Origin of the sequence: uncultured Fibrobacter sp., from assembly GCF_947166265.1 — a bacterium.
In the GTDB taxonomy this organism is placed as follows: domain Bacteria; phylum Fibrobacterota; class Fibrobacteria; order Fibrobacterales; family Fibrobacteraceae; genus Fibrobacter.
The window spans coordinates 206,708-232,155 of sequence record NZ_CAMVDO010000001.1 but is presented as its reverse complement, the minus strand read 5'-3'; the positions used below and the strand labels follow the sequence as shown (position 1 = coordinate 232,155).

Genomic DNA, 25,448 nt, shown 5'->3' with positions numbered 1-25,448 from the left:
GTCTTTTTTTTGCTCAGAAGGGCGTTTTGATGCTATTTTTAGGGTAGAAAAGCGATAGCTTTAATAAGGTGCCCCTGTTTGCACCCGCTTTTTGCTATTGTAAATAACTAAACTGAGGAAAAAATGGAACTAACCAAATCGCAGGAACGCCGTCTAGCATTTGTGGCTAGCCTCTTGAGTCTCAATCCGAACGATCCTACTGACCGAATTAAGGCACTCCGGCATCTAAACCTTGATGAAAACGGCTGCTTCCATGGTTTCCAATATTCCCAGGGCTTTATGGAATTCTTCATCTTCCTCGATGAAGATACTCCGCTCGAAAAGGTTGTTGCTCACCTGACCTCCGACCTCAAGCAGCTGCAGATTGCCGTTTTCCGTACGAGCGATCCTCCTAACCCGTTCTTCATGTCGCTGCGCGAAGAAGCTGATCCTTGGGCAATCAATAAGATTAGCGACGACGAAGAAGGCGACGATGATTCCGATTCCCCGGCAAGCCGCCCCTACATGGAAACGCTCGAAATTACGGTGCTCCGTACCCGTGCAAGCCGCGACATCACCGATTCCGAACTGGAACGCACGCTCAAGGATATGCGTCGCAAGCTCCTGATTTGGAAGAACGACGTCAAGGCGAAGCTCGAAATCATTGCCGAACATGACGACCTGACCCGCGATTTCCGCAGCGCCGACGACAAGCTTGAAATTGTGATGGATTCCGACCCGCTTCACCTGACCTCCGATCACGGTGAACTGTTCCTCGGTTTCTGCCCCATCCGCACCATTTTTGACTATCACGTGAACCTGGGTAAGCGCCTCAAGACGAAGCACAACATGGCAATCGTCTCCAGTAACATCCGTACTTACCTCGGTAACCTCACGCACACGAATGCAGCCCTTATCGATGCATTCCAAACTATGGAACGTAACGATGACCAGAATGTGAACGTGGATGACTTCCCGTTCCTCCATAACGGTATGACGCTTACGGGCGATGACCTTCGCCTCAAGGAACGCGACGGCAAGAAGGTGCTGTTCATTGAACGTCCGAAGATTATTAACGGTGCCCAGTCCCTGTTCACCTACGAACAGTACGCCAAGAAGAGCAAGAAGCCGGTGAACCCGCAGGTGCTCGTGAAGGTCGTGGTGCCGTACCCCGGTGCCGACAACTTCTTGAACCAGGTGACCATGGCCAACAACCGCCAGAACCCGGTGTTCAGCTACCATCTGCGTGCCGCTGACGACCTGCAGTTCTTCATTTGGCAGCGCTATCAGGAAGAAGGCTTTACCTACGTTTATAAGGATGGCGTTCGCCTGAAGGCCCGTACCCGTAAGCTCGAAGTGCGTATGCGCCCCGAACTGGCGAAGACCCTTTTCATGATGGATGGCAAGCTCAGCGAATGCCGCAGCAGCGATTGCATTTTCGATAAGGAAACCCTGTACCAGCGTTGCTTCGGTGCTTTTGTGCGCGTCGCCCCCGAAAAGGAAAAGGACTTTGTCCGTAAGACTATCGCCTTCACCAAGGCATGGCAGCTGCTTAGCCGTTTGCCGATCAAGATTCGCCGCGTGACCCCGGGTAAGGGCGTTTCTATCGAAGCGAACGACGATAACCCGCTGACTCGCATCACCTGGAACGGCCGCCTCGAAGACAAGTTCATCTTCCGTAGCGCCGTGAAGGACCTGGTGGTCGCTCTCGCCCTGAAGCACTGGCTCATCTACGGTGATCCGATCCAGGATTTCGAATGGCTCGTGGAAAACGAACTCAATTTCAACGATTCTATCCTCAAGTACGCGGCCCGCATTTACACCGACGACTTGAAGGGAATCCTGATTTCCGAGTTCAAGGACAATCCGGCTTATTACGACACCATCACCACTATCGACAAGGATAGCGGCGAATCGGTGGAACGCCGCCTGTGGAAGGGCTTCAGCAATACCGCCACTTACGACAAGATGATGGATCTCCTGTGCAAGAAGAACCCCACTTGGGAAAAGTGCCGCGGCGGAATCGAAGCTTTCATCTAATCGATTCCTACAAACTTCTTCCATCTTTATTATTTAAACAAAAAGAAACAAAAGCCGTTGACTAGCTCAACGGCTTTTTCTAATTTTGGCTACGAAAATCTTACAGTACAGGAGTTCTTTACAAAATGTGGAACGAAAAGTATATCGCTAAGCTGGATAGCTACCTGGCTCAGGCCCAGGCGGCAGGTGGGGCTGCCCGTGTCGATAAGCAGCACCAGTCCGGAAAGTGCACGGCCCGCGAACGCATGGAGATGCTGTTCGACGAAGGTACGTTTGTTGAAGTCGGTGCGCTCCGCAAGTCGAGCAACCGCGTGCTCAAGGAAAGCAAGGTCGTCCTGGGTGACGGCGTCGTAACCGGTTACGGCAAGGTGAATGGCCGTCTGGTGTTTGCATCCTCCCAGGACTTTACGGTGGGTGGTGGCTCCTTGGGCCAGTGCCACGCCGAAAAGATTTGCCGCGTGATGGACATGGCTGTCGAAGCCGGTGCCCCGTTTGTCGCCATGAACGATAGCGGTGGAGCCCGTATTGACGAAGGCGTGTTCTCGCTCGCAGGCTATAGCGCCATCATGGCCCGTAACGTTTGGGCTTCTGGCGTGATTCCGCAGATTGCTGTGATCATGGGCCCCTGCGCTGGTGGCGCCTGCTATTCTCCGGCTCTTAGCGACTTCATTTTCATGACCCAGAACACGAGCCAGATGTTCCTCACGGGCCCGGCTGTTGTGAAGCAGGTGATGGGTGAAAACATCACCGCCGCTGAACTTGGTGGCGCTCCGGTGCATACTTCCAAGTCCGGCGTGGCTCACTTCATGTACGAAGACGACAAGAAGTGCCTCGAAGGTGTCCGCAAGCTCCTCAGCTACTTGCCGCAGAGCAACCGCAAGGAATCTGCCGAATGCAACTGCAAGATTGCCGAAGCCGCCAAGAACGACGAAGGTTTCTTCAAGAAGCTGTTCTCCAAGTCCGAATCGACCGAAGTTGCCGCATCCTTCGACAACAGCGCCTCTATCCAGGACATCGTTCCGGATAACTACAAGCAGGCTTACGACGTGAAGTCCGTGATTGCCGCCTTTGCCGATGCCGACAGCTTCTTTGAAGTGCAGAGCGACTGGGGCAAGAACGTGGTGATCGGCTTTGCTCGCCTGAACGGTGAAGCCATCGGTATCGTGGCTAACCAGCCGAAGGTGCTCGCTGGTTCCTTGGACGTGGACGGTTCCGACAAGGCAGGCCGCTTTGTTCGCTTCTGCGACGCGTTCAACATTCCGCTCCTCGCCCTCGCTGATGTTCCGGGTTACATGCCGGGTTCCAAGCAGGAATACTCGGGCATTATCCGCCACGGTGCAAAGCTCCTTTACGCCTTTGCCGAAGCGACCGTGCCGAAGGTGACGCTCATTCTGCGTAAGGCTTTCGGTGGCGCCTACATTGCCATGAACAGCAAGGACGTGGGTGCCGACTACGTGTTCGCCCTTCCGATTGCTCAGGTGGCCGTGATGGGTGCCGAAGGTGCTGTGGAAATCATCAACAAGAAGGAAATCGCCGCTGCCCCGGATCCGGTGGCCGCTCGCGCCCAGTGCATTGCCAAGTACGAAGAAGAGCTGATGAACCCCTACGTTGCCGCTTCTATGGGCGTGGTCGACGAAGTGATTCACCCGGCCGATGTTCGCAAGCGCCTGATTGCCGCTTTTGACGCCTTGAAGACCAAGGAACAGAAGCGCCATTGGAAGAAGCACGCGAACATTCCGCTGTAGTAAATATCGTGAGTCGTTTGTGGCTCACTATACAGACCGCGCGAGCTGCAAATAAGTCGGTTCTTACGATTGGCTCGCGCTCTCGCCACCACGACTCGTTAAGACGAGTCGTTTGTGGCTCACTATACAGACCGCGCGAACTGCAAATAAGTCGGTTCTTACGATTGGCTCGCGCTCTCGCCACCACGACTCGTTAAGACGAGTCGTTTGTGGCTCACTATACAGACTGCGCGAGCTGCAAATAAGTCGGTTCTTACGATTGGCTCGCACTCTCGCCACCACGACTCGTTAAGACGAGTCGTTTGTGGCTCACAGTACAGACTGCGCAAAAAAAATTATTTCTGATTTTTACCCTCGACTTTGTCGGGGGTTTTTCTGTTAGCGGATTCGCTGAAGGGAAATACGAATCGTCCGCGCAGTACGCAGCCGGGGGCACCGGGGTCGCATTCCTTTTTGCGCTTGTTGCAGAAGGTGTTTCGCAGATGTCTACATTCGTAACTCATGTTTGTAAGTATAATAAAATATTTTGAAAATCATCATTCTGCATTTTCGCAAATAATTGAAATGGACTGTTGAAAAATAATTCTGAATTTGAAAATCCGAATTCCGAATTAACTAAATTTGTGCCATGCGTTACGGTGACATTTCTAATTTCCAGAGCGGCGTAGCCGTTCCCCTCTTTAGCCTTTACAGCAAGCAGAGCATCGGTATCGGTGAATTTTTGGACCTGATTCCGTTTGCACGCTGGACGGCCTACTGCGACTTCAATATTATTCAACTTTTGCCGGTGAATGACACGGGCGCTGAGTCCAGCCCCTACAGTGCGAGGAGCGCCTTTGCCCTGAATCCGGTGTTTATCAATGTGCAGTCGGTGGAAGGTTCTTCGGAGTACGAAGAGGAAATTCAGGACGCCAAGGCTGATTTTGAAAAGCTGGGTAAGATTGACTATTACCATATTTCGACGTGGAAGCGCTTTATCCTCCGCAAGATTTTTGATAATCGTTATGACGATTTGAAAAAGGACAAGGTGTTGCAGCGCTGGATTGATGACAATGCCTGGGCGAAGTCGTACTGCGTGTATTGCACCCTGAAGTCGCTGAATAACGAATGCAGCTGGAAGGACTGGAATGACTACCGCGATCCTTCTGCAAAGGATATTGAAAAGCTCTGGAAGAAGTTCGAAAAGGATAATCTCTTCCAGGCATGGATGCAGTTCGAAGCCGAAAAGCAGTTCGGTACTGCCGTTGCAGAAATCTCCAAGATGGGGATTCGCCTGAAGGGCGATATCCCGATTCTTATCAACGAGGATAGTGCGGATGTCTGGGCCGACCGCAAGTATTTTTCGCTCGACGACCGTGCCGGCGCACCTCCTGACATGTTCAGCTACAGCGGTCAGAACTGGGGTTTCCCGACTTACCGCTGGGATGTAATCGAAAAAGATGACTTTGTATGGTGGCGCCGTCGCCTTGCTCAGGCAAGCAAGTTCTACCACGCCTACCGCATTGACCACGTGCTCGGCTTCTTCCGTATCTGGTCGATTCCGCAGAAAGAAGTGACTGGCATTTTGGGATATTTCAATCCGTGTGTTCCGCTTACTTGGGACAAGCTTTCTCAGTCCGGGTTCATTCGTGAAACGCTTGAATACCTGCGCCGTCCGAATTACGGCATAGACCAGCTGCGTGAGTTCCTGGGCGACGATACCGAACGACTGGTTCCTGTTTGCTTTACGCAGCTGGAAGGTCATCCGGATCGCTTGATCTTGAAAGAGGAATATTCTTCGGAAAAGGCGATTCTTGGAATGCCTGAACCGCAGGAAGTCAAGGACAAGCTGCTCAAGGTGTATTGGAACCGCGTGTTCGTGCCGTCGGGTGACGAAAACACGTTCTACCCCTACTGGTACTGGTACAATGCTCCGGTGTTCTTTACCTTGCCTGAATACGAACAGGATAGGCTGCGCAACATTATCAAGGATAACGAAAATGCGCAGAACAGCCTGTGGGAGGCGAACGCGACGAAGCTTTTGACGGTGCTTTCGCAGGAAACCGACATGCTGGTTTGTGCCGAAGACCTGGGTGCCGTGCCGCCTTGCGTACCGTCCGTTCTCAAGAAACTCAACATTCTTTCGCTGCGTATTGAACGCTGGGCTCGCAACTGGAATGCTCCGTATTCTCCGTACTACGAAATGGACGAATACCCGCGCTTGTCCGTGTGCGCCACGAGCTGCCACGATACCTCGAACCTGCGTGGACTGTGGCAGGAAAGCGATTTCGACCGCGACCTGTACTGGTCCCATGCGCACCTGCCGGGAAATGCTCCTGCCGAGATTACGCCCTCAGTCGCCCGTGCCATTTTGACGCATGTGTTCACGGCGAATAGCTTGTTCTGCATCTTGCCGGTGCAGGATTACTTTGCTCTTTCGGCAAGCCTTTCCAAGTGCTCTCCGGAATCGGAACGCGTGAACGTGCCGGGTACGGTGGGTGGTGCCAACTGGTGCTACCGCATGCCTTGCTCGGTCGACGAACTGATGGACTATGCTTCGCTTAGCTCCGATATCCGAATGCTCGTGGATGTGCGCAAGCGCCGCCCGATGTGGAAGATCTAGGATGTTCGCTCCTGCTTGGGTTAAAGACGCCATTTTCTATCAGATTTTTCCGGACCGCTTTTGCCGTTCGGAGCGTTACCATGCCGTAGGCAAGTTCGTGGAGTGGGGAAGTAAGCCCACTCGCGAAAACATGTTTGGCGGAAACCTTGCGGGTATTGAAGATAAACTAGAGTACATTGCGGGCCTCGGCGTAAACGCGATTTACCTTTGCCCGATTTTCAAGAGCAATTCGAATCATCGTTACCACACGGTGGACTACTTCGAGATTGACCCGGTGCTCGGTACGCTCGAAGATTTTGACCGGCTTGTGAAGAAGGCGCACAAGCTGAAAATTCGCGTGATTCTGGATGGCGTATTCAACCATTGCTCGCGAGGATTCTTCCAGTTCAATAGCCTTATGGAACTGGGGCCGAATTCGCCGTATGTGGACTGGTTCCATGTAAAGGGTTGGCCGTTGAACGCCTATTCGGGGAAACCCAATTACGAATGTTGGTGGAATTTCCCGGCACTTCCGAAGTTCAACACGGACTGCCCCGATGTGCGCGAATACCTGTTCTCGGTGGGCGAGTACTGGATGAAACGTGGCATTGACGGTTGGCGCCTCGATGTTCCGAACGAAATTGACGATGACAGTTTCTGGCAGGAGTTCCGCCGTCGCGTGAAGGCGGTGAACCCTGATGCCTATATTGTCGGTGAAATCTGGGACGACCCTCTGCGTTGGCTGAAAGGCGACCTGTTCGACGGTGTGATGAACTACGTTTTCCGCAAGGCGGTGATGCAGTTCCTTTTCGACGAGAATCCGATTGATGTTGCGGAATTCTGTGAACGGGTGCGCGGGGCCTTCGTGGAAGGCCGTGGCGACATCCCCATGAACTTGCTCGGAAGCCACGATACGACCCGTCTCGGGTCGCAGCCGCGCACCAGCATCGAACGCATCAAGCTCGCCTATGCGCTCCTCTTCTTTATGCCGGGCGCCCCTTGCATTTACTACGGCGAGGAACTTTCGATGAAAGGCGGCAAGGACCCCGATAATCGCCGTAGCGTTCCCTGGGAAAATCTGGGCGAAATGCAGAAGAAGCCGATGTATGAATTTATTCGGCAGATGGTCGATATGCGCAAGAAAAATTCTGTCCTTCGCGACGGGAGCCTGGATATCCGTTGCGAGGATAATCGCCTTGTCGTGGAGCGCAGGGGCAAGGGCGTCTCGATGACGCTCACCGTGGATGTCGAAACTTTTGCCGGCGATCTGCCCTTTACGATCGAAACAAAAAAGATCTGAAGCTTTCTTTCCCAAAATTTGGTAAAAAAAAGTTCTAAATAGAGTTTTTTTTTGTTAAATACGCAAAAATTGTTTATTTTTAGACCAAAAATAAGAAAAAACCTCTTTTGGAGTAGATTTTTATGAAAAAGCAGTTGTTGGCTCTTTGTGCGGCCGCTTTGATGATGTCCGTTACCGGCTGTAACGATAAGATGGATCCGAACGATCCGCAGTCCGTGCGTAAGTACCTGACCAAGCAGCAGATTCCCTTTACGCCGAACCAGTTCGTGTCGTTTGCCGCAAGTGGCGACACTGCCAAGATGACTCTTTTCCTGCAGGCTTCTTTTGAAATCGACGCTCCGGCAGACAATGGCAACAACGCCGTGGCTATTGCCGCCAATAAGGGCAACATGGTGGTTCTCGATTATTTGTTCAGTCATGGAGCCAAGGCCGATGTTAAGAATGGCAACGGCGAAGCCGTGATCGACAATGCCGTGATGATGGGCAACAAGGAAGTCGTGAACCGTCTTCTGACTCAGCTCAAGTCCGAAGGTGCTGAAATGCAGTCTCTCGGTACCGCTGTGCTTCTCGCCGCAAAGACCGGTAAGGTCGATATGCTCGAAGTTCTGGCCGATGCCGGTGCTCCGCTCGACTCCCGCAGTGCAGACGGTTACTTGCCGATCCACTGGACCGTAAAGAACGGCCAGTACGACGCCATGATGTTCCTCATCAACAAGGGTGTAGACGTGAACGCCAAGTGCGGTCAGGGCTACTCTGTGCTTGACTGGGCTACCAATGAAGGTTATACCCGCTTGATCAAGGCTCTTAAGAAGGCCGGCGCCAAGAACACTCCGCAGTACTTCAAGGATTCCAAGAAGTAATTTCGCTTGCGTCATTCCCGCGAAGGCGGGCGGACAGCACTTAGCAACTTGTTGCTTAGTGCGCATGGCCACCTTGGTGGGAATCTCCTGTTTTTAGCGGATTTTCGCATTTATCTCACATGGAACCGTGGTCTAGTGGCTGCGGTTCTTTGTATTTTTAGCCCTATGAAATTACACTTGTTGACTAGGATTTTCCTTTGTCTGTGCCTTGCGGGAGCCGTATCGCAGGCCCAGGAGACTGTGGAAAGCGTTCGTCGCCAAATCAAGGCGGTGGAGGCGGAAACCGCTCGCGAGAAGTCGCTTCACGACGCCGAAAAGAAACGCCATTCCGAGTTTGTCGAGGTCGGGCGCAAGAAGGTGCAGGCCCTTGCTTCGCAGAACAAGACCTTGAAGGCCGAAATCGATTCCCTGAAGGCTGAACTCAAGAACCTTGCCGATGCCCGTCAGAAGGCTATGGGAACGGTCAAGTACTTTGAAAACCGTAAGGCCAAGTATGGTGAATCGCTTGCGAAGGTGATCGATTCGCTGGTGCCGGTGTTCGAGTCGGATTTTCCTTACCGCAATGAAGAAACGGTCAAGAGCGTCCAGGAAATTGCGAACCAGCTGCATAAGGGGCTCATCGAAGCGGATGACGGCCTGAACCGTGCGCTCGAAGTCTTTTATGACCGCATCCGTCTCGGTTACACGACCGAAGTCTACAAGGGATTCCTGCAGGTGGATGCCCGCAGCGTTCCGGGAACTTATTTGCGCTATGGTGCAGTCGCGTCGGTGTTTGTGAGTAACGACGGTAACGACGTGCTGTGGCTTAATCGGACAGGCGATGGCGGTTATGCCTGGAAAAACGTGTCCGAAGATTTAGCGATGCGTTCGATACTTAAGGATGTGATGAAAGTTGCCGAAGGAAAGACCGCTCCGAGGCTTGTGACGATTCCTGTCGCCATTCCGAAGGAGGCCCAGTAGATGAAAAGCGCACTTAAGCCTTTATTAATCGCTGCATTCGCAATGCTCGCGCCTCTTTCTTTTGCGCAGCAGAATGCCGATATCGATGCGGTGAAGAAGCGTGCCGCGCTCAACAGTGCTAAGGCGGACCTCGAAGAAGCCCGCAAGAAACGTGACATGGCTGTCGCTGCTCGCTGGAAGGACCGCGAAACGGCGAACCAGGAACGCGAACTCTTTAACGAAAAGTATAACGAAAGCAAGGAAAAGGTCGACGCCCTGATGTCGGATCGTGCGCGTCTGTTCGAGGACGTGCGTGTGGCCCGCGAGGACTTGGCGCAGGTCAAGTTGCAGGCGGAAAAGGCCCGTGCCGAATATCTGTCGCTTGCGGCAGGCCCCGAACGCCTGGAAACGCTTTCGAAGTTTGCGGAACAGGGAATCCCCTTCAAGATTGCGGAGCGCGTCGAAGCGCAGAACAAGGTGAAGAAGGAAATGGGCCTCTACCGCGACGACCCGGTACGTATTGCGACGGCGCTCTTGAACGTGGCGAAAGGCGAACTTGCCTTTACCCGTGAAATCCAGCTGGAAAATGCGGAACTCGTTTTCGGATCTGCCGTGGCAAAGGGAAACCGCTTGCGACTGGGTGGCCTCTATGCGATGCAGATGGCAAATGCTGTCGATATCAACGGCTTGCATCCGGCGGCGCTGATGCTCCCGGTGGCGGGCGAAAAGAAGCGTGCCTTTAGCTGGCAAGAAAATTTGACTCCCGATACGAAGTCCGAAATCAGCAAGGCCTTTACAAGCTCGAAGGATTCCGCTTATTCGATGGTGCCTGTCGATGTGCTCTTGAGTACGGAGCTTTCTTCGGAAATGGCGAACCATCAGGAAAAGACATGGAAGGATGAACTCCGCGAATTCTTCAAGAATGGCGGCATCCTGATGTATCCGATTGTGACGCTGTTTGCACTTGGCTTGTTGGTTGCCTTGTGGCGTTTCGTGTGGCTCATGGTGGTGGGCTTCGGTGGACTTTCGACAAGGCGCTGCATCAAGGCCTTGAAGAAGGGCGATATCGATACGGCCCGTCAGCTGTCGGCAAAGGTTCACGGCAAGGTGGGCAAGGTGCTCAAGACGGTGCTTGCCAAGAATTACGCGGGCCGCGAAGGAGCCGAGAAGGCACTCGAAGAATTGTTTAGCGCCGATGTCCCGAAACTGGAATCAGGCCTCACCTGGATTTCCGTGTTTGCGGCGACCGCTCCGTTGCTCGGTCTCTTGGGTACGGTGATGGGTATGATCGAACTTTTCGACGTGATTACGATGCATGGTACTTCTGACCCGAAGCTTTTGGCGGGCGGTATCTCGATTGCTCTTGTCACGACGGAAGCGGGCCTTATCGTTGCAATTCCGCTGCAGCTGATTCATACCTTCTTGATGAACCGCGCCGATGCCCTGCGCACCCGCATGGAAAGTGCCGGTCTCACCGTGCTGAACGCCCTCTGGATCAAGGAAAAGTAGTTGGAAGCCGTCAATCAAATATCGGTCATCGAAGCGGCCATGGCTATCGTGTTTCGCGGTGGCTGGGTGCTTGCCCCTATATTTATTCTGGGGTGGTTCGGCTGGTTTCTGATGATTGAACGCTACGGTTATTACTTTATGCTGAGAGGCGGAAACATAAACGGCCTCGGCGGATTCTGGCGTACATTAAAAAAGAACGGTGAAGAGGCCGCCTTCAAGAAACTGGAACGCCGCCGCTACGGATATTTCTATGCGCTAGCTTCGGATGTTCGCAACTTCCGCGATCAGGGGCCTGTTGCGGTTCGCAATGCGATGGAAGAAACGCGCCACCGCATTTCGGTGAGCCTGTCCCGGTCGTTACGGACGATTTCTACTTGTGCGGCGATTGCCCCGATGCTTGGCCTTTTGGGTACGGTGTCCGGCATGGTGCATACTTTCGAGACGATTCAGCTTTTCGGTTTCGGAAACCCGGTGCTGTTGGCCGACGGTATTTCCGAAGCTTTGCTCACGACGCAGGCGGGTCTTTTGGTGGCTTTTCCGCTGATGCTTGCCTACAATTTCTTGGCGAGCCGCGTTGAAAACGTCGAAAAACAGGCGTGGAGCGAAGCCCTTAAGTACGAGTCTTATGTGTTTTCCGCTGATGAAGGTCATCCTGGAGTGAGCGAAGCGAACGACGGGATCCATAGTGAAATTTCTGAGGTGAATTAATGAGTTTTATTCGTAAACGTTCGCAGGATGCAGGCAAGATAGATGTGTCGCCGATGCTCGACATGGTGTTTATCCTGCTCATCTTCTTTATCGTAACCTCGACTTTTACCCGCGAGACGGGCGTTGACGTGACTAAGCCCAAGGCCAGTTCGGCGAAGGACTTGGCGAAGGAAAGCATCTTGATTGGCGTGACGCGTCAGGGCACGATTCACATTAACGAAACTCAGGTGAACTTGACGACGCTCAACACGGTGCTGCGCCAGATGATGGCCGAGGCGCCTGACCGTCCGGTGATTATCGTGAGTGACCGCGATGCTCCTAATGGGGTAGTGGTGGACATTCTTGATGAATGTAATTTGGCCAAGGTACGCAAGGTCTCCATCTCGGCAAATAAGGAGGAGTAAGAGGAACTTAGTACGCTCGTTTCACTCGCTTTGAGCGATGAGGTCGCCTTGCAAGCAAGGCTCTGGGCTAAAGATGGTGCCAATGGCGCGATACTGAAAGCTCAAAGGACCGTAGGTCCGTGCTCATACCTCAAAGGGCGATGCCCGACCCCATACCTCGTAGTCTTATGCTTGATTTTTTCGCTAAATATTTCCGCTTCCCGCTGGCATTGGTGCTTTCCTTTGTGGTGAGCGCGGTGTTCTTCCTTGCGATTCCGGTCATCAATACGTTGTTCTTCGATAAGGGCGTCAAGACGGAAAAGGAACTGGAATCGGTGACGGAAGTCGAGGTTTTAGTGAGCGAAAAGAAGCCCGAAGTCAAGCAGAAGGTGCTGCGGACCGTGATGAACCCGAACCCGTTCAAGATCTCGGCGAACATGGGCGTGTCCCGTAGTCAGAATTTCCAGATGGATCTCTCGCTTGCGCGCGGTGCTGCAGGTGACGGCGTGGCTGTGGGAACGGGCTCGATGGAGAATGTCGTTTACGAAGCTGGCGAGGTGGATGAACAGGCGCAGGTGTTGCGTGAAATCCAGCCGAAGTTTCCCGAAAAGGCGAAACGTATGGGCGTTTCGGGTTACGTGAAGGTCTTGATTGTGATTGACGTGTATGGCGACGTGGCGCAGGCTCAGGTGCTTACGCAGGAGCCGCCCGGATATGGATTTGACAACGAAGCCCTGAAGGCCGTAAGACAGTGGAAGTTTAGCCCCGCGCAGCTGGGCGGTTTCCCCGTGGCGCAGAAAGCCACAAAGGAGTTCCGCTTTGTCAACTAGATTAGACGAAAGAACGGGCTTCGCCCTACAGACGAAAGACGAAAGAAGTTTGAGACGGAATTCTCTCGTCTCTCGTCTCTTGTCTCTCGTCTTGATTTTATTTTATGCGATTCCTCTTTTCGCTGCTGAAGATTATTTCTTCAAGGCTAATGAGTTGTACGATCAGGGAAAATTCAAGGAAGCGGTGCCGCTGTATCGTGCCGCGATTGATGAGGGCCGCTACGAACCTTTCGCCTGGTTCAACCTGGGAAACGCCTTGGTGCAACTCGACCGCAAGCAGGTTGCAATGGTGGCCTACAAGCGCACCGTGGAACTGCTGCCGACATTTGAAAAGGCTTGGATGCTCCTGGGTGACCTCTATTATTTGGGGGGCGACGTAGGCGAGGCCATTGCTGCTTACAACCGTGCTGTCGAACTTGGCGTGGAATCGGACCATGTGCATTTTGCTTTGGCGGAATGTTACTTGAAGGGGCGCGACTGGACGCTTGCGCAGAAAAATTTTGAACGAGCCCTGCAGCTGAATCCGGACCGAATGGATGCGTGGTACGGCCTTGCCGAAGTCTACGAAAAACTCGGCGACTATGAATATGCCATCAAGACGCTTCAGAATGCTCTCCAGATGACGGCTACCGCAGGCGCCGATGTGCACTTTACCATGGCCTACTATTACCGCAGCATGGATTCTACGCGGCAGTCCCTGAACGAGATGGAAAACGGAATTTTGATGGATCCGGAAAATGTTTCTGCCCGCCGCTACCTCGCGCAAATGTATGTGCAGAATAATTCTCCGTGGATGGCGATCTTCACGCTCGAAGAAGGCCTCCGGCATAGCAAGGGAAAGGCTGATTTGAATCTTGATTTAGGACAAATTTACTTTACCCAAAAACGCTACGACGAAGCTTTTGAATGTTATATGAAAGCGTGGCTTGCGGGAAATTCCCAAGGACGTATCGGAGCCGAAAATGTAGGTCACGTTTTCTCGAACGCCGGCGATACCGAAAAGGCCGAAAGTCTGTACAAGCGTATTCGCGAAAAAAAATGATTTTTCCGGTGTAGCGCTTGCTTTTACTTGTTGTCATCTATGCGGCCTTTATTGGCCTAGGACTCCCGGATACGGTGCTGGGGGTGGCTTGGCCCTTAATGCAGTTGGATTTGAAGGCTCCGCTTTCGGCGGCAGGGCTTTTGTCGATTATCGTGAGTGCCGGGACGATTATTTCGAGTTTGCATACACCGGGGCTGATGCGGATTCTCGGGACGGGTAAGCTAGTCTTTGTGAGTATCGCCCTTACCGCGGTAGCATCGGTCGGTTATGGCTTTTCGAGTGCTTTTTGGGTGATGTGCCTGTGGGCGGTACCCATGGGAATCGGTGCCGGGGCAATTGATGTATCGCTGAACAATTTTGCGGCCATTTATCTTGAGTCGAAACATACGAGTTGGCTGCATGCGAGTTGGGGTGTGGGCGCTTGCCTAGGGCCTGCGCTGCTGTCTTTGTCGGTGGTGACGGAACATGGATGGCGGGGCGCTTATTACCTTGTCGCCTTGCTGCTTGCACTCATTGCCGTGATGATGCTCTTGACGCTTCCGGTTTGGAAAAAGACGGAAGCACGCGATTCGTCACCGCAGGAATCCGGTGCTGCTGATGTTTCGTTACGCGCGGCTTTGAAGGTTCCTGGAATGAAACTTTCGTTCTGGGTGTTCTTCTTTTATTCGTCGCTTGAAATTTCCACAAGCCTTTGGTGCGGTACTTATTTGGTTGCGCGAGGCTTTGAACCTGAAATTGGAGCGCTTGCGGTTTCGCTTATGTTTGCAAGTGTCATGGTCGGGCGTATTCTGAGTGGATTTTTTGCGATCAAGTTTACGGACTTGCGCCTGATTCATGCGGGCATTGCGCTTGTGGTGCTTGGCTGTTTTGTGCTTGTGTTGCCGCTTCCGCTCTGGTTTACTCCGGTTTGCATTTGCTTACTTGGTTTTGGGTGCGCTCCTGTGTATCCGTCGCTGATTCATGCGACGCCTGCGCGTTTTGGAGAAAAGCTTTCGGGGCGTGCCATTAGTATTCAGATGGCGGGTTCTTATGTGGGGTCTATTCTGATGCCTGCGGCCTTTGGGTTTGTGGCGAGCAAGACTTCTGTAACGGTGTGGCCCGTTGCTTTGGCTTTGTTTGTAGGCTGCCTGCTGCTTTGTGTTTGCTTGCTGGATTATGTGACGCGTAAGAAGTTGCATAATGCCTTTGCGACGGAGCGGATTAAGGATATTCTGCAGCAGGTGGAGAAAATGGCGGAACTTCGTCGGAAACTTCGCAGGGAAAGACGTCGAGCGAAAAAGAAGAAGCTGGCGGTGGCTCGGGTGAAGAGACGGGGAAAAAATTTGTAGATTGCCGCGGAAAATTGGGTTTGTACAGGCTAAAATAGTGGAACGGAGTGAGGCCGCCTGTACTGGGGTGAAAAACGGTGGTGGATGCGTGGAGCGAGATAAGACAAAAACCTCGCATGGCTTCGGCTTTTACCTTCCTCAGCAAAGCGAGATAAGACAAAATGTTCATTTCATTTCACATTTTGCCCTTCGGGTTACGCCTGCGGCGTAATCTCTAACTTGCCCAAAATTCGCTACGCTCATGGGGCAAGTTAGTCGAACTCACGACTTCGTCGCTCGTTCTCAATCCCGCCAAATTCATATAAGACAAAAAAGACACCCTAGAAGGTGTCTTTTTGTCTTATCGGAATAGCGAGATTGCCGAAACGGTCTTGTTATTCCCGTTTCGCCCTTCGGGCTTGCCGGCAACGTTGTTGCCGGTCAAGGCTTCCGCTCTGCGTTTCACTTCATTCACTTAGAGCGTAATCGAACTCACGACTTCGTCGTTCGTTCTCAATCCCGCCAAATTCATATAAGACAAAAAAGACACCCTAGAAGGTGTCTTTTTGTCTTATCGGAATAGCGAGATTCGAACTCACGACCTCTTGCTCCCGAAGCAAGCGCTCTACCAGGCTGAGCTATATTCCGGTTCGGTGGTCCAATTATAGCTAAAAGTGCGGAAATTTTAAAGGGTAACGGAGCAAAAAAAGTGAAAAAAGGTTCTTTTTTTACTTTTTGCGTGCCTTTTGGGGGCGTCCTTCGGGGGCTGGACGGGGTTTTCCGAGTATCATGATGCTCGAACCCGCGTTGTCGGGTTCGACTTTGTAGAGTTGGATGCGGTTGCTCCATTCGGAACGGACCTTGCGGTCGATGATCCGCTTGACGTTCCCGTAGCTGGGGTTTCCGCCGCCGTGGATGACCCGGAGTACCTTGAGGCCTGCAATCATCAGGTCATCGATGCGCCGTTCGACGGCTTCTGCCGCCTCGTCGGATGTCATGCCGTGGAGGTCGATTTCATCTTCGGGGATGGGGAGTTCCCAGGCGCTGGGATTACGGCGCATCTTGCGCCCGCGCGGGGACCGCGCGGGACGTTCGGCGGCGGCATCTGCAGCCTCCTTCTGCATTTGGGCGTCCTTGTCTTCCATGTGGTGGTTCTTGATCCACTCGAGCTGAAATTCTTCTTCTTGATTCAACGACATAATTTATAATCCCGCGCGAGCTGCAAATAAGTCGGTTCTTACTCTGGGCTCGCGCTCTCGCGACCATGCCCGGCTTTCGCCCGAGCACTTGTCGCTCACATAGCTCCGCGCGAACAGCAAATAAGTCGGTACTTACTCTGGGTTCGCGCTCTCACGACCGTGCCCGGCTTTCGCCCATGCACATCATAAAGATAGTTTTTTTCGGAAATTCTGTAAAATTCAGCGTTTTGACGGGGGTGTTGGTTGTTTTACATAGATTTTACTTTAAATCTTTAAAAATCTTTCTAATATTGTAATAAAATAATGAGGTTATTGTGGTAAAAACGTTTTTTTTAACTCTTTGTGCGCTTTTAGTGACATTGGCGCTTGTGGGGTGTGGAAAAAACGATGTTTTAGAAAACAAGGTGTTTTCGGTTAATGACCTTGGAAACAAGAGGGTTGGTGTCATTAAGGGGACCACGGCCGAGGCTTATGCGTCTAATTTTGGCGGAGATTCTGCCAAAATGCAATTGCAGTCCTTCTCGACGCTTTCGGAAATGGTGGAGGCCCTGGAGCAGGGTTCGCTCGATGCCGCTCTGAGTGACGATGTCCCTGCCAAGGTCGTCGCTAGTAAGGACCCGTCGATTCAGATATTGGACGAATCCTTTATGGAGGAATCGTATGCGGGGGTTGTTGCGAAAGAAAATCTGGGGTTGCTTGATTCGGTCAATCTTGCCCTGATCCAGTTGCGTGCCATGGGTGTTTACGACTCTATTTTTGCATCTTATGTTGGTGGAAATAAGAAATACCGCGTCAAGCAGGAATCCGTCAAGGGGCCTGTTCTGAAGGTGGCGACCTGTGCGAAATTTCCGCCGTTCGTATTTTACGATGACAAGAAGCAAATGATGGGCATCGATGTTGAAATCATTCGTTATGTCGCAAAGCATTTGGAACGCCCGGTAGAAATTATCGATATGGACTTCGAGAATATTATTGGAGCTGTTCGGGATGGCAAGGTGGACTTGGGCTTTTCAGCGCTTTCGGTGTCCGAGGAACGTCGGCAGATTATCAACTTTACGGATTACTATGCAACGTCTAGGATAATTGTGGTTGTGCGTAGTGGCCAGGAAAAATCATTTTTTTCGCGCATAAAGGAAATGCTGTTTGGGTATTAGGAGAGAACATGAAAGCTAAAAATCTAACAATGAAGAGTCTTTTGATTTCTGCAGCCCTCCTTGTAATTGGGGTTCTGGTGGGTTGCAACAAGTCAGAAATTCCCGCGAATCGAGTGTTCTCGATAAACGACCTGAGCCATAAGAAGGTCGGGGTTCTCGAAGGGACAACGGGAGAGGTGTATGCGGCGGAATACGGTGACGATTCTAGCCGAATTCACGCTCAAGTTTTTACGACGCTTGCAGAAGCCGTAGAGGCTTTGCGCCGTGGTGAACTCGATGCCGTGCTGAGTGACGACGCTCCAGCGAAGGTTTTTGTCGACAAGAATCCGTCCTTGCGGATTTTGAACGAAACCTTTAAGGAGGAATCGTATGCAGGGGTTGTGGCTAAGGAAAAATGGGGCCTGCTCGATACGGTGAATGTCGCCCTAATCCAGATGCGAGCAATGGGTGTCTTTGATTCGATTTTTAATTCCTATATCGGTGGCTCGGGCAATTTCCGTGTCCAGGCGGATTCTACAACGGGGCCTGTTTTGAAGGTGGCAACGAATGCGGAGTTTCCTCCGTTTGAGTACCGTCGCGACGGCCATGTTGTGGGAATCGACATTGAAATAGCACGTTACATTGCCGACTATATGGAACGTCCGCTCGAAATTCTGGATATGGATTTCGATGATATTATAGAATCGGTTCGTTCGGGCAAGGCGGATATTGGACTTGCTGCGTTGTCGGTGACCGAGGAACGCGAAAAGGTAATCAACTTTACGGACCATTATGCAACGTCTAAAGTTGTCGTCATGGTGCGCAATGACGAAGACGAAGAATCGACTTTCCAGCGCATCAAGGACACTCTGTTCGGTAGTTAGGGTTCCCTGAATTCCTTTACGGAATTTATTTTTGAATTACCGAAAGTTTCCGTGGTAGTTCCAGCTCCATTGTTCGGGGTGCTCGGAAATCCACTTTTCAGTTTCTTTAGCAATGCTTGAAACGAGTGCGCTGCGCTCGTTTTTTTGCGATTCGCTAGGCGCCTGGTGCATCTGGATGGAATCGAATCTTGGCGGATAGTAGCTTTCGAACCGGATGACGATACGTCCCTTTGGGGAGTGTTCGGTCCAGGTGCGGAAAGTCACGACGCCTGCCCCCATCTGATTCACTTTCTGTATCAGCCGCAGGTAGAGAGTGCTACTTTGTCCAAAAAGTTCGACGGAATTTCCCTTGGTGTTCTTGCCTTGGTCGAATACCATCGCAAGAATTCCTTTGGTGTTGAACAGGTCGCGAATGAGCTTGCCGGTTTCTTCGGGGTGGTATTCGGTGAGGTGCGGGTCGCTGCGGAGGTCTTTGAGCACTTCGCGGAAGGCTTCGTCGCCTACGGAGTCGGTAATCAGGTGAACGTGTTCGCTGTAGCGGCAGAGGCTACGGTGCAAAAGTTCGAATGCGCCCTGGTGAATGCTGATGCCTGCAATCGGCTTGCCCGCCTTTGTGCATTCCGCAACGGCGTTGCGGATAATGTCTTCGTTCTCGTAGACAATGCGACGTTCGACGCTTTTGAAACGGGCGAGTCCCCGGTAGGAATCGAGGGCATTCCAGAAGATTCCCTTGAAAACGTCTCGTGCGGTTACGTTCGCTTTTAAATAGGCCTTCGCGTTTGCGAGGTGCTTTTCGGTGCGCCCGTACGCCCGTTTGGTGTGGAGCGCCTTGTAGACAGGAAATGCAACTGCAAAAAGTGCCGAATAGAATATGTTCGGCACTCTCAACAAAACGTTCACCAGAATCTTGTATGTTTTACTCTTCGTCAAATTCCAGAATGTTTCTTCCGAGTTCGCGTTCGAATACGCGGCGGCTGAGTCCTTCGCCGGCGTAGCTCAACGTGGGCGAAACTTCGTACAACTTGTTCGGATTTACTTCGACGTGCGCCTTGCGAAGCCATTCGCGGTGGAGTCGGCCGATCATTTCGCGGGCCGTTTTCGGGGAATCGTTTCCTTCGGCGTTCTTCACCGGGCTGAATTCTTCTTCGCGTACCACGCCAAAGGGCATCATCGTGCCCAGCTGCGGAAAGGCATCGAACAGGAACTGCTCGAACTTCCAGCACTTTTCGATACCGCAAACGGTCTTGCGGGCCGTGTGCCACGGGAGTTTGCTTGTCTGCAACTTGCGGAGACCGTCAATTTTGAACAAGTGAATGGCGATGTTGCCTCCGTCAAAAGTGAGGCTCCCGTCGGCGTTCGTCATGTCGCGGTAGTTTTCGGGCAGGTCGCTGTATTCCACCACGCCGGGCTTGTTGTTTTGCAGGGCGAAAATGCCCACCTTTTCGTTCGGACCGGCCTTGTGCACCACCTTGGATGCCGACATGCTGCGTCCTTCGCTAGCGAGCGCTCCGATAAAAGCCGGGTCGCAAATGCGGCAGAGGGCGTTATCGACGCTGTAGAGGAATACGTAGCGGACACCCTTTTCAATTAACCAGGCGAGTGTGCCGCTCTGGGCGAGCGCCCTGAAGCATCCACCGTTTCCATCGGGAACGAGAGCCAGTCGGTCGTTATCGATAACGGCCTTACCTTCGGGGGTCAAGGCGCAGATTGTGCCCTGCTCAAAGAAACGAATGTTTTCGCGGGCGTACCCGAAAAAGTTGTGATCGGTAAAGAAGTTGACCGTAGCTTCGTGATTCAGCGGACTTGTCATGATGCACCACGGAATCGCGTGGCCTACCTGGGCGGCCAAGTTCTGCAAGCGTTCTGCCTGCAACTGGAACAGGCTCTTGTGACTCGGAAGGCCGATATCGAACATGCCCTTCGGACCGTCAAATCCGAGGCGGGAACCCTGTCCGCCTGCAACGAGGAATGCTGCCACCTGACCCTTGCCGAGGAGTATTTCTCCGGTTTCTTTCCAAAAGTCGTAACGCAAGTCGTCGGTTGCAATCTTGAACGGCATCGGCTTCAAGTCGCCCGACACGTTATCGTCGAGCGAGGCGTTCGATTTTTCGGTGTAAAGCGCCTTCAGTTCTTCCCAGTCCTGGCTTGCAATGTCGCGCTCCAGGGCCTTGCGGGCATCACCGCTCAAAGATTCCAATTTCGCAGCAAGTTCTTGCTGCCCCGCTGCATTCAAAGTTTCGATCACGTTGTTCATGTTGTATAATATAGAAATGTATTGTTGGCTTTCGTTTACACAAAAGCTATATTTCTTTATATGAGGATTTTCCTATTTATTATTATATGCTTTATGCTAGTTGCTGAAGCATTTGCAACTCATGTGGCAGTCCTTGAAACGGGGGCCGATGGCATCGCAAAAGAATCGGTATCTTTAACAGACCGTCAGTATTTGACGAATGTGTTGCGAGAACAAGCCGTCAAGGAACTTCCTGCAACCCAGAATTATACAATTATGACTCGAGAAAACATCCAACAGATGTTGCCTCCGGGTAAAGCGATTGAAGATTGCGAAGGTAGTTGCCTTGTAGAAACGGGAAAGAATATTTCTGCGGATTTTGTTTGCCAAATGCGGGTTGGTAACTTTGATGGTGAACTCACGCTGTCTGCGGAACTATATGAAACGGCTGGCAATAAACTTGTTGCAAGTTTTAATGGTCAGGGAACCAACTTGAAAGAACTGTTGGAATTGATAAAAAAACAGTCGCCTGAATTTTTCAGAATCGTCAAAGAAATGTCTCAACCTGTTCCTGTAGTACAGGAAATTCCTGAGAAAAGAGATACTGTCGAGACGATTGTTCGTGAACCGGAAGACAATCCTTACACATTGATTGCTCAAGCGAATGAACCGAATAAAAGCGATTCTGTGCGGGTTCTTGCACAAGATGCTTATGATGAACTCGATGAAAAAGATAAAGTGGGCGAAAGCGTTCCTGCTAATGTAGATGCTGCCGAAACAAGCGAAATCCATTGGCTTCCGCTGGGTATTAGCGCTGTAGCGACAGTGACTGGCGTGGTACTTGCCGTTGTTGGGAATAGCCAGGCAAAAAAGGCTGCTGATAAGGGTGGCGATACTGTCGGTGAACTTGAGAAAAATCGAGATGATGCTGAATCGGGGCAGAATCTTCGCACGGTGGGTGTAGGGCTTGCTATTGTCGGTGCTATTGGTGTTTGCCTAAGCGTTGCGTTCTAGGAGGCGGAGGAATGATGAAGTCGAAATTTGGAATTAAGAATTGGGCGAAATTGTCATTCGTCTTTGGTCTATCGTCTTTCGCCTTGCTTGCTGCTTGCACCGATTACGTTGATGAGATCGACGATCAGATCGATGAATTGAAAGAATTGCAGGCTTTGAATACGGGTTTGTTCAAGTCTTCTTCTTCGTCTCGCGGTAATTTCATTGTTGAAGGGTCGTCATCGTCTTCTCATATTGACTTAGCTTCTTCGGAATCATTGGTGAATAGTAGCAGTGAAATAGCGATTCCCAAGAGTAGTGCCGGTTGGGTGATTAAAAGTTCCTCGTCTTCGGTAGGAAGAACTGACCCGGTAAGTTCTTCTTCTGCAGCTGTGGTTGTGACGGGTCTTGGTAGTTGTGCTCCGGCTAAGGCAACGATAGAGAAGAACGGTTCTGTTGCGTGGAACTTTACCCCGAATTTGTCGGAAGGTTCGATGCAGGATTTCCTTGGCGCATCCTATTCATGGAATTTCGGTAGCGACGGTGATGGTACGGGCATGACCTCTTCTCCGGTCACCTATGCAACATCGGGTAAGCACCTAGCGTTGTTGACCGTGACAATGGGCTTGAAACAATCAGTGATAGAATGTTCTCCGCTGCTGGTGAACGGTGATCCAATCTCATATTGTGAATGCTCGACTTCTGCTGCGGAGATTGACTATGCCGCACAACCGAATGCGGTTTGGACGGTGTCGGGGTGTACATCTGCATCAAAAATTACCGACTATGTTTGGAATGACTCTGAAACAGGCATGTCTTTTACCCACACCTTCACAGCAAAGGGTGAGACGCAAACGCCGACTCTTAAAGTTATGAATGCCGACAGCACTGTTGTTGATGTGATATGTCCGACTGTAACTGCGACGGCCTCGGGGCCATCTACCTGTCCAAATATCACTGTGAAAAAAAATGGTGCGAGAGGTAGTGGCTTTGCTAGCCGTTATTGGGACTGCTGCAAACCTACTTGCTCTTGGCCAGAAGTAACTAGCTACAATTCAAAACAATGTACTGACAAGGGTAGGACTCCAAATACGAATTGGAATGAACTTAGTGTTTGTGAAGGTGGCAATCAAATGACTTGCATGAGCCAAAGCCCGTTTACGATTGATGGCTGTGAAGGAATTGGATTTGCTTTTGCCGCTGTTTCTGAAATCGATGGAGGTGCCTGCGGTAAATGCTATCAGCTTACTTTTAATGGTGCGGGTAAATACTCCACTGATGCTAATCATAAAGCCATTGCAGATAAGAAACTTATCGTCATGACAACAGACTTTAGCATTACTCAAGGCCAATTTGATATCAAGATTCCAGGAGGAGGAATGGGGGAGTTCTTCGAAGGTTGCTCTAGCATGGGTTGGGGGGCTCAGGGGATGAAATATGGCGGTCTTCTAGGCGATTGTGAAAAGGACTCTGGTTACGATCCAACAAAAACGCTCTCTTGCCTTAAGGAAAAATGCAAGGGCTCCTTTGAAAACGATACTGAGGCTATGCAGGGGTGCTTATTCCTCGCCGATTTCATGCATGCAGCGAGCTCTCCGTTACTCAATTATGTCGAAGTGGAATGCCCTGATGTGCTAATAGAGAGATATTGATGTGATGCTTGCTTTTCGCGAGCCGTGTCAAAATTTACCCAATGCTAAAACCATAGACATTTGAAAATCGAAATAAATAAAAAGCTGCAAACAATTTTTTGCAGCTTTTAACATTTTTAATCAAACTGTTGTTATCACTAATTTAAGGGGTTTTAGGGGTGTTCCCTAGGAGAGGGGGTGATGTAAGACTCGGCGAAAGCCTAACCGCTAAGCGAACTTTCCGCAGCCGAAGGCGAGGACCTGTGAGCGTGCGGCTTAGGCTGAGTCGAGGCTGGAATCAGGGGGATTCTTCCCCTACCTTATCCCGAAGAATACCACCATGCTGAAGATGAGGGCAAAGATGCTCACCAGGTGCATACGCCAGACGATCTTGGAATTCATCAGCGGCTTGCTCGGGAAACGGCCTTCCCACTTCTTTTGGTAATGATGGTGGAGTGGTGCGCAAAGGAAAATGCGCTTGCCTTCGCCGGATGTTTTCTTGGTGATTTTGAACCAAGTAATCTGGAGCAAAACGGAGCAAGCTTCGGCAATGATGATGATGCACACGATGGGGAGGAAAAGCCCTGCCTGAACCAGGATGAACATAATGCCGATCGCAGCGCCGAAGCCCACGGAACCGGCATCGCCCATATAGATTTCGGCGGGAGGACTGTTAAACCACAGGTAAGCGAGTAGGGAACCTGCAATGGCGGTTGCAAGGGGGAACAGTTCGTCGCAGCCGGGCAGGTACGGAACGCTCAGGTACTGGCTGAAGATGAAGTTGCCGCTCACGTAAGCGACAAGACCAACAAACACCATGCTCGTGAGAATCGGAACCGAAACGAGGCTGTCGAGACCGTCGGTAAAGTTTGTGCCGTTGGCAGAGGCCGCAATCACGAACGTCATGAAGGCAACGAAAATCCAGTTGGGGAGATGCAGTTGGAAAACGTCGATGGGGAGGAACGGTATCGTGAGGTCACCCTTGAGTTCGGGGATGAACTTGTAGCAGAATATGGCGACCACGAGGCTGAACAGGAAATAGAGGAACAGGCGCAGGCTGCTGGAAATGCCGTCGGCCTTGTCCATATAGTCGGCGGCCTTGATTTTTCCGAGCTTGACTAGGCGCTTGGCCTTGACCTTTGCGATATCGTCGATGGCGCCCACCGCCGAGAACGCGGCGAGAATCACCAGGGTGGATATCGTGTAGCCATTCATTTTGCAGACCAGGAGCGAAACGATTTCGACGACAACAACGAGCAAGAGGCCTCCCATAATCGGAGGGGATTTTGATTTGCCGTCCTTGTCGAAGTCGCTGGTAGCGTCAAGGCTTTGGAGCTTACGGATGTAAATCGGCATAAAGCACATGACTAAGATAATGGAAAGCATGGCGGCTGCACCTGCACGGAACAGACGACCGTCGAAAAGATCAATGCTGGTTAAATGATAAAGCCACTGGCAAAGCATAGTGAGTTAGAAGTAGGAAATAGACAGTCGGAAAATGTTGTGTCATCCTGAGCTAAATAAACAAAAAACGTAAAAGTACACAAAGCGCGATGGACGGCGTAAAGATAAAATATTGTGGTATGCTTGGCTTTGGGTAGTCAAATTTTTCTACATTATAGGGTATGAGTGAATTCCATATCGATTGCCCGCACTGCGGTACATCTTTTGATGCGCAAATCCAGGGAGATGGCGCGAACATGATGGTGTTTTGCTGCGCCCGCTGCAAGACGCCCTTGATGTACTATCATGGAGAGGTCGCGGAACTCGATCGTGAAGAATTTGCCGGACTCCGCAAGAAACTCAGCCGTGCCATTGACGCCGTTGTCAGCAATGGCGGTGCGATGGGTGCCGTGGCAGAGGCTCTCAAGAAAATGGTCGATGCGTCGGAATCCTTGGCGGAAGAACGCGCCCTGGAAAAAAGCGACAGTCTGCCTAGTCCGCGCGAAGGTTCTGCTCCCTCGGAATTTGAAAGCGCTGCAGAAAACCTCTCGGCGAATATGGCGGAAGGTATACCTCAGCGACCCAGTGGCGATGCTGAATCGAGAAAGGATGCCGAGTCGATTTCTGACGATGCGCTTGCCGATTTGCAGAAAGACCTTGACGAACTTGACGTCGACAGTTTCTTAGAGAAATTGTAGTTTAAAACAGA

Annotated in this window: 21 protein-coding genes and 1 tRNA gene; 17 read left to right on the top strand and 5 right to left on the bottom strand. The window is 51.5% G+C overall.

The window, feature by feature from the left end:
* The first annotated feature begins 123 nt into the window (after positions 1-123).
* The 12 genes from Q0W37_RS00925 to Q0W37_RS00870 all read left to right on the top strand — a co-directional run bounded on the left by Q0W37_RS00925 (position 124) and on the right by Q0W37_RS00870 (position 15,244).
* The gene (locus Q0W37_RS00925; RefSeq protein ID WP_297697876.1) at positions 124-2,019 is read left to right on the top strand and encodes an AIPR family protein; all 1,896 of its coding nucleotides are present in this window, start codon (positions 124-126) and stop codon (positions 2,017-2,019) included.
* A 125-nt stretch (positions 2,020-2,144) separates the two neighbouring features.
* On the top strand, positions 2,145-3,764 hold the full coding sequence (locus Q0W37_RS00920) for an acyl-CoA carboxylase subunit beta (protein ID WP_072800406.1): 1,620 nt from the start codon (positions 2,145-2,147) through the stop codon (positions 3,762-3,764).
* A gap of 628 nt (positions 3,765-4,392) precedes the next feature.
* The gene (locus Q0W37_RS00915; protein WP_297697874.1) at positions 4,393-6,366 is read left to right on the top strand and encodes a 4-alpha-glucanotransferase; all 1,974 of its coding nucleotides are present in this window, start codon (positions 4,393-4,395) and stop codon (positions 6,364-6,366) included.
* A gap of 1 nt (position 6,367) precedes the next feature.
* Positions 6,368-7,645, top strand: coding sequence for a glycoside hydrolase family 13 protein (locus tag Q0W37_RS00910; protein WP_297697872.1), 1,278 nt, complete (start codon positions 6,368-6,370; stop codon positions 7,643-7,645).
* A gap of 122 nt (positions 7,646-7,767) precedes the next feature.
* Complete coding sequence (locus tag Q0W37_RS00905) at positions 7,768-8,505, top strand: ankyrin repeat domain-containing protein (RefSeq protein WP_297697870.1); 738 nt, start codon at positions 7,768-7,770, stop codon at positions 8,503-8,505.
* A gap of 165 nt (positions 8,506-8,670) precedes the next feature.
* Entirely contained in the window at positions 8,671-9,465 is a 795-nt protein-coding gene (locus tag Q0W37_RS00900) for a DUF3450 family protein (RefSeq protein WP_297697868.1), read from the top strand.
* Complete coding sequence (locus tag Q0W37_RS00895; protein ID WP_297697866.1) at positions 9,466-10,953, top strand: MotA/TolQ/ExbB proton channel family protein; 1,488 nt, start codon at positions 9,466-9,468, stop codon at positions 10,951-10,953.
* Entirely contained in the window at positions 10,954-11,661 is a 708-nt protein-coding gene (locus Q0W37_RS00890) for a MotA/TolQ/ExbB proton channel family protein (RefSeq protein WP_297697865.1), read from the top strand.
* On the top strand, positions 11,661-12,065 hold the full coding sequence (locus Q0W37_RS00885; protein WP_072978215.1) for a biopolymer transporter ExbD: 405 nt from the start codon (positions 11,661-11,663) through the stop codon (positions 12,063-12,065). Before Q0W37_RS00890 ends, Q0W37_RS00885 begins: the two co-directional genes overlap by 1 nt.
* 167 nt (positions 12,066-12,232) lie before the next feature.
* Complete coding sequence (locus Q0W37_RS00880; RefSeq protein ID WP_297697863.1) at positions 12,233-12,874, top strand: energy transducer TonB; 642 nt, start codon at positions 12,233-12,235, stop codon at positions 12,872-12,874.
* On the top strand, positions 12,864-13,916 hold the full coding sequence (locus tag Q0W37_RS00875; RefSeq protein WP_297697861.1) for a tetratricopeptide repeat protein: 1,053 nt from the start codon (positions 12,864-12,866) through the stop codon (positions 13,914-13,916). Before Q0W37_RS00880 ends, Q0W37_RS00875 begins: the two co-directional genes overlap by 11 nt.
* A 17-nt stretch (positions 13,917-13,933) precedes the next feature.
* Entirely contained in the window at positions 13,934-15,244 is a 1,311-nt protein-coding gene (locus tag Q0W37_RS00870; protein ID WP_297697859.1) for a sugar MFS transporter, read from the top strand.
* Positions 15,245-15,797: 553 nt separating this feature from the next.
* On the opposite strand, the gene Q0W37_RS00865 is transcribed toward Q0W37_RS00870, so the two are convergent.
* Positions 15,798-15,871: transfer RNA gene (locus tag Q0W37_RS00865), tRNA-Pro, on the bottom strand.
* Between the two features lie 80 nt (positions 15,872-15,951).
* Positions 15,952-16,422, bottom strand: coding sequence for a Smr/MutS family protein (locus tag Q0W37_RS00860; RefSeq protein ID WP_297697857.1), 471 nt, complete (start codon positions 16,420-16,422; stop codon positions 15,952-15,954).
* A 404-nt stretch (positions 16,423-16,826) separates the two neighbouring features.
* On the opposite strand from Q0W37_RS00860, the gene Q0W37_RS00855 reads away from it, so the two are divergent.
* Together Q0W37_RS00855 and Q0W37_RS00850 are read left to right on the top strand one after the other, a co-directional pair.
* Positions 16,827-17,576, top strand: a complete 750-nt coding sequence (locus tag Q0W37_RS00855) for a transporter substrate-binding domain-containing protein (RefSeq protein WP_297697855.1) — start codon at positions 16,827-16,829, stop codon at positions 17,574-17,576.
* Positions 17,577-17,584: 8 nt separating this feature from the next.
* Positions 17,585-18,439, top strand: coding sequence for a transporter substrate-binding domain-containing protein (locus Q0W37_RS00850; RefSeq protein WP_297697853.1), 855 nt, complete (start codon positions 17,585-17,587; stop codon positions 18,437-18,439).
* 36 nt (positions 18,440-18,475) lie between these two features.
* On the opposite strand, the gene Q0W37_RS00845 is transcribed toward Q0W37_RS00850, so the two are convergent.
* Entirely contained in the window at positions 18,476-19,369 is an 894-nt protein-coding gene (locus tag Q0W37_RS00845; RefSeq protein WP_297697851.1) for a lauroyl acyltransferase, read from the bottom strand.
* Entirely contained in the window at positions 19,356-20,693 is a 1,338-nt protein-coding gene (locus Q0W37_RS00840) for a UTP--glucose-1-phosphate uridylyltransferase (protein WP_297697849.1), read from the bottom strand. Before Q0W37_RS00840 ends, Q0W37_RS00845 begins: the two co-directional genes overlap by 14 nt.
* Positions 20,694-20,786: 93 nt before the next feature.
* Between Q0W37_RS00840 and Q0W37_RS00835 the strand changes: the two genes are divergently transcribed.
* Both Q0W37_RS00835 and Q0W37_RS00830 read left to right on the top strand, forming a co-directional pair.
* Complete coding sequence (locus Q0W37_RS00835; RefSeq protein WP_297697847.1) at positions 20,787-21,686, top strand: hypothetical protein; 900 nt, start codon at positions 20,787-20,789, stop codon at positions 21,684-21,686.
* An 11-nt stretch (positions 21,687-21,697) separates the two neighbouring features.
* Positions 21,698-23,317, top strand: a complete 1,620-nt coding sequence (locus Q0W37_RS00830; protein WP_297697845.1) for a hypothetical protein — start codon at positions 21,698-21,700, stop codon at positions 23,315-23,317.
* A gap of 294 nt (positions 23,318-23,611) precedes the next feature.
* Here Q0W37_RS00830 and mraY read toward each other — a convergent pair whose 3' ends face one another.
* A complete protein-coding gene (mraY, locus tag Q0W37_RS00825; protein WP_297697843.1) occupies positions 23,612-24,760 on the bottom strand; it encodes a phospho-N-acetylmuramoyl-pentapeptide-transferase in 1,149 nt (382 codons plus the stop codon).
* Positions 24,761-24,921: 161 nt separating this feature from the next.
* Here mraY and Q0W37_RS00820 point away from each other — a divergent pair, with 161 nt between their 5' ends.
* The gene (locus Q0W37_RS00820) at positions 24,922-25,437 is read left to right on the top strand and encodes a hypothetical protein (protein WP_297697841.1); all 516 of its coding nucleotides are present in this window, start codon (positions 24,922-24,924) and stop codon (positions 25,435-25,437) included.
* Positions 25,438-25,448: the final 11 nt, after the last annotated feature.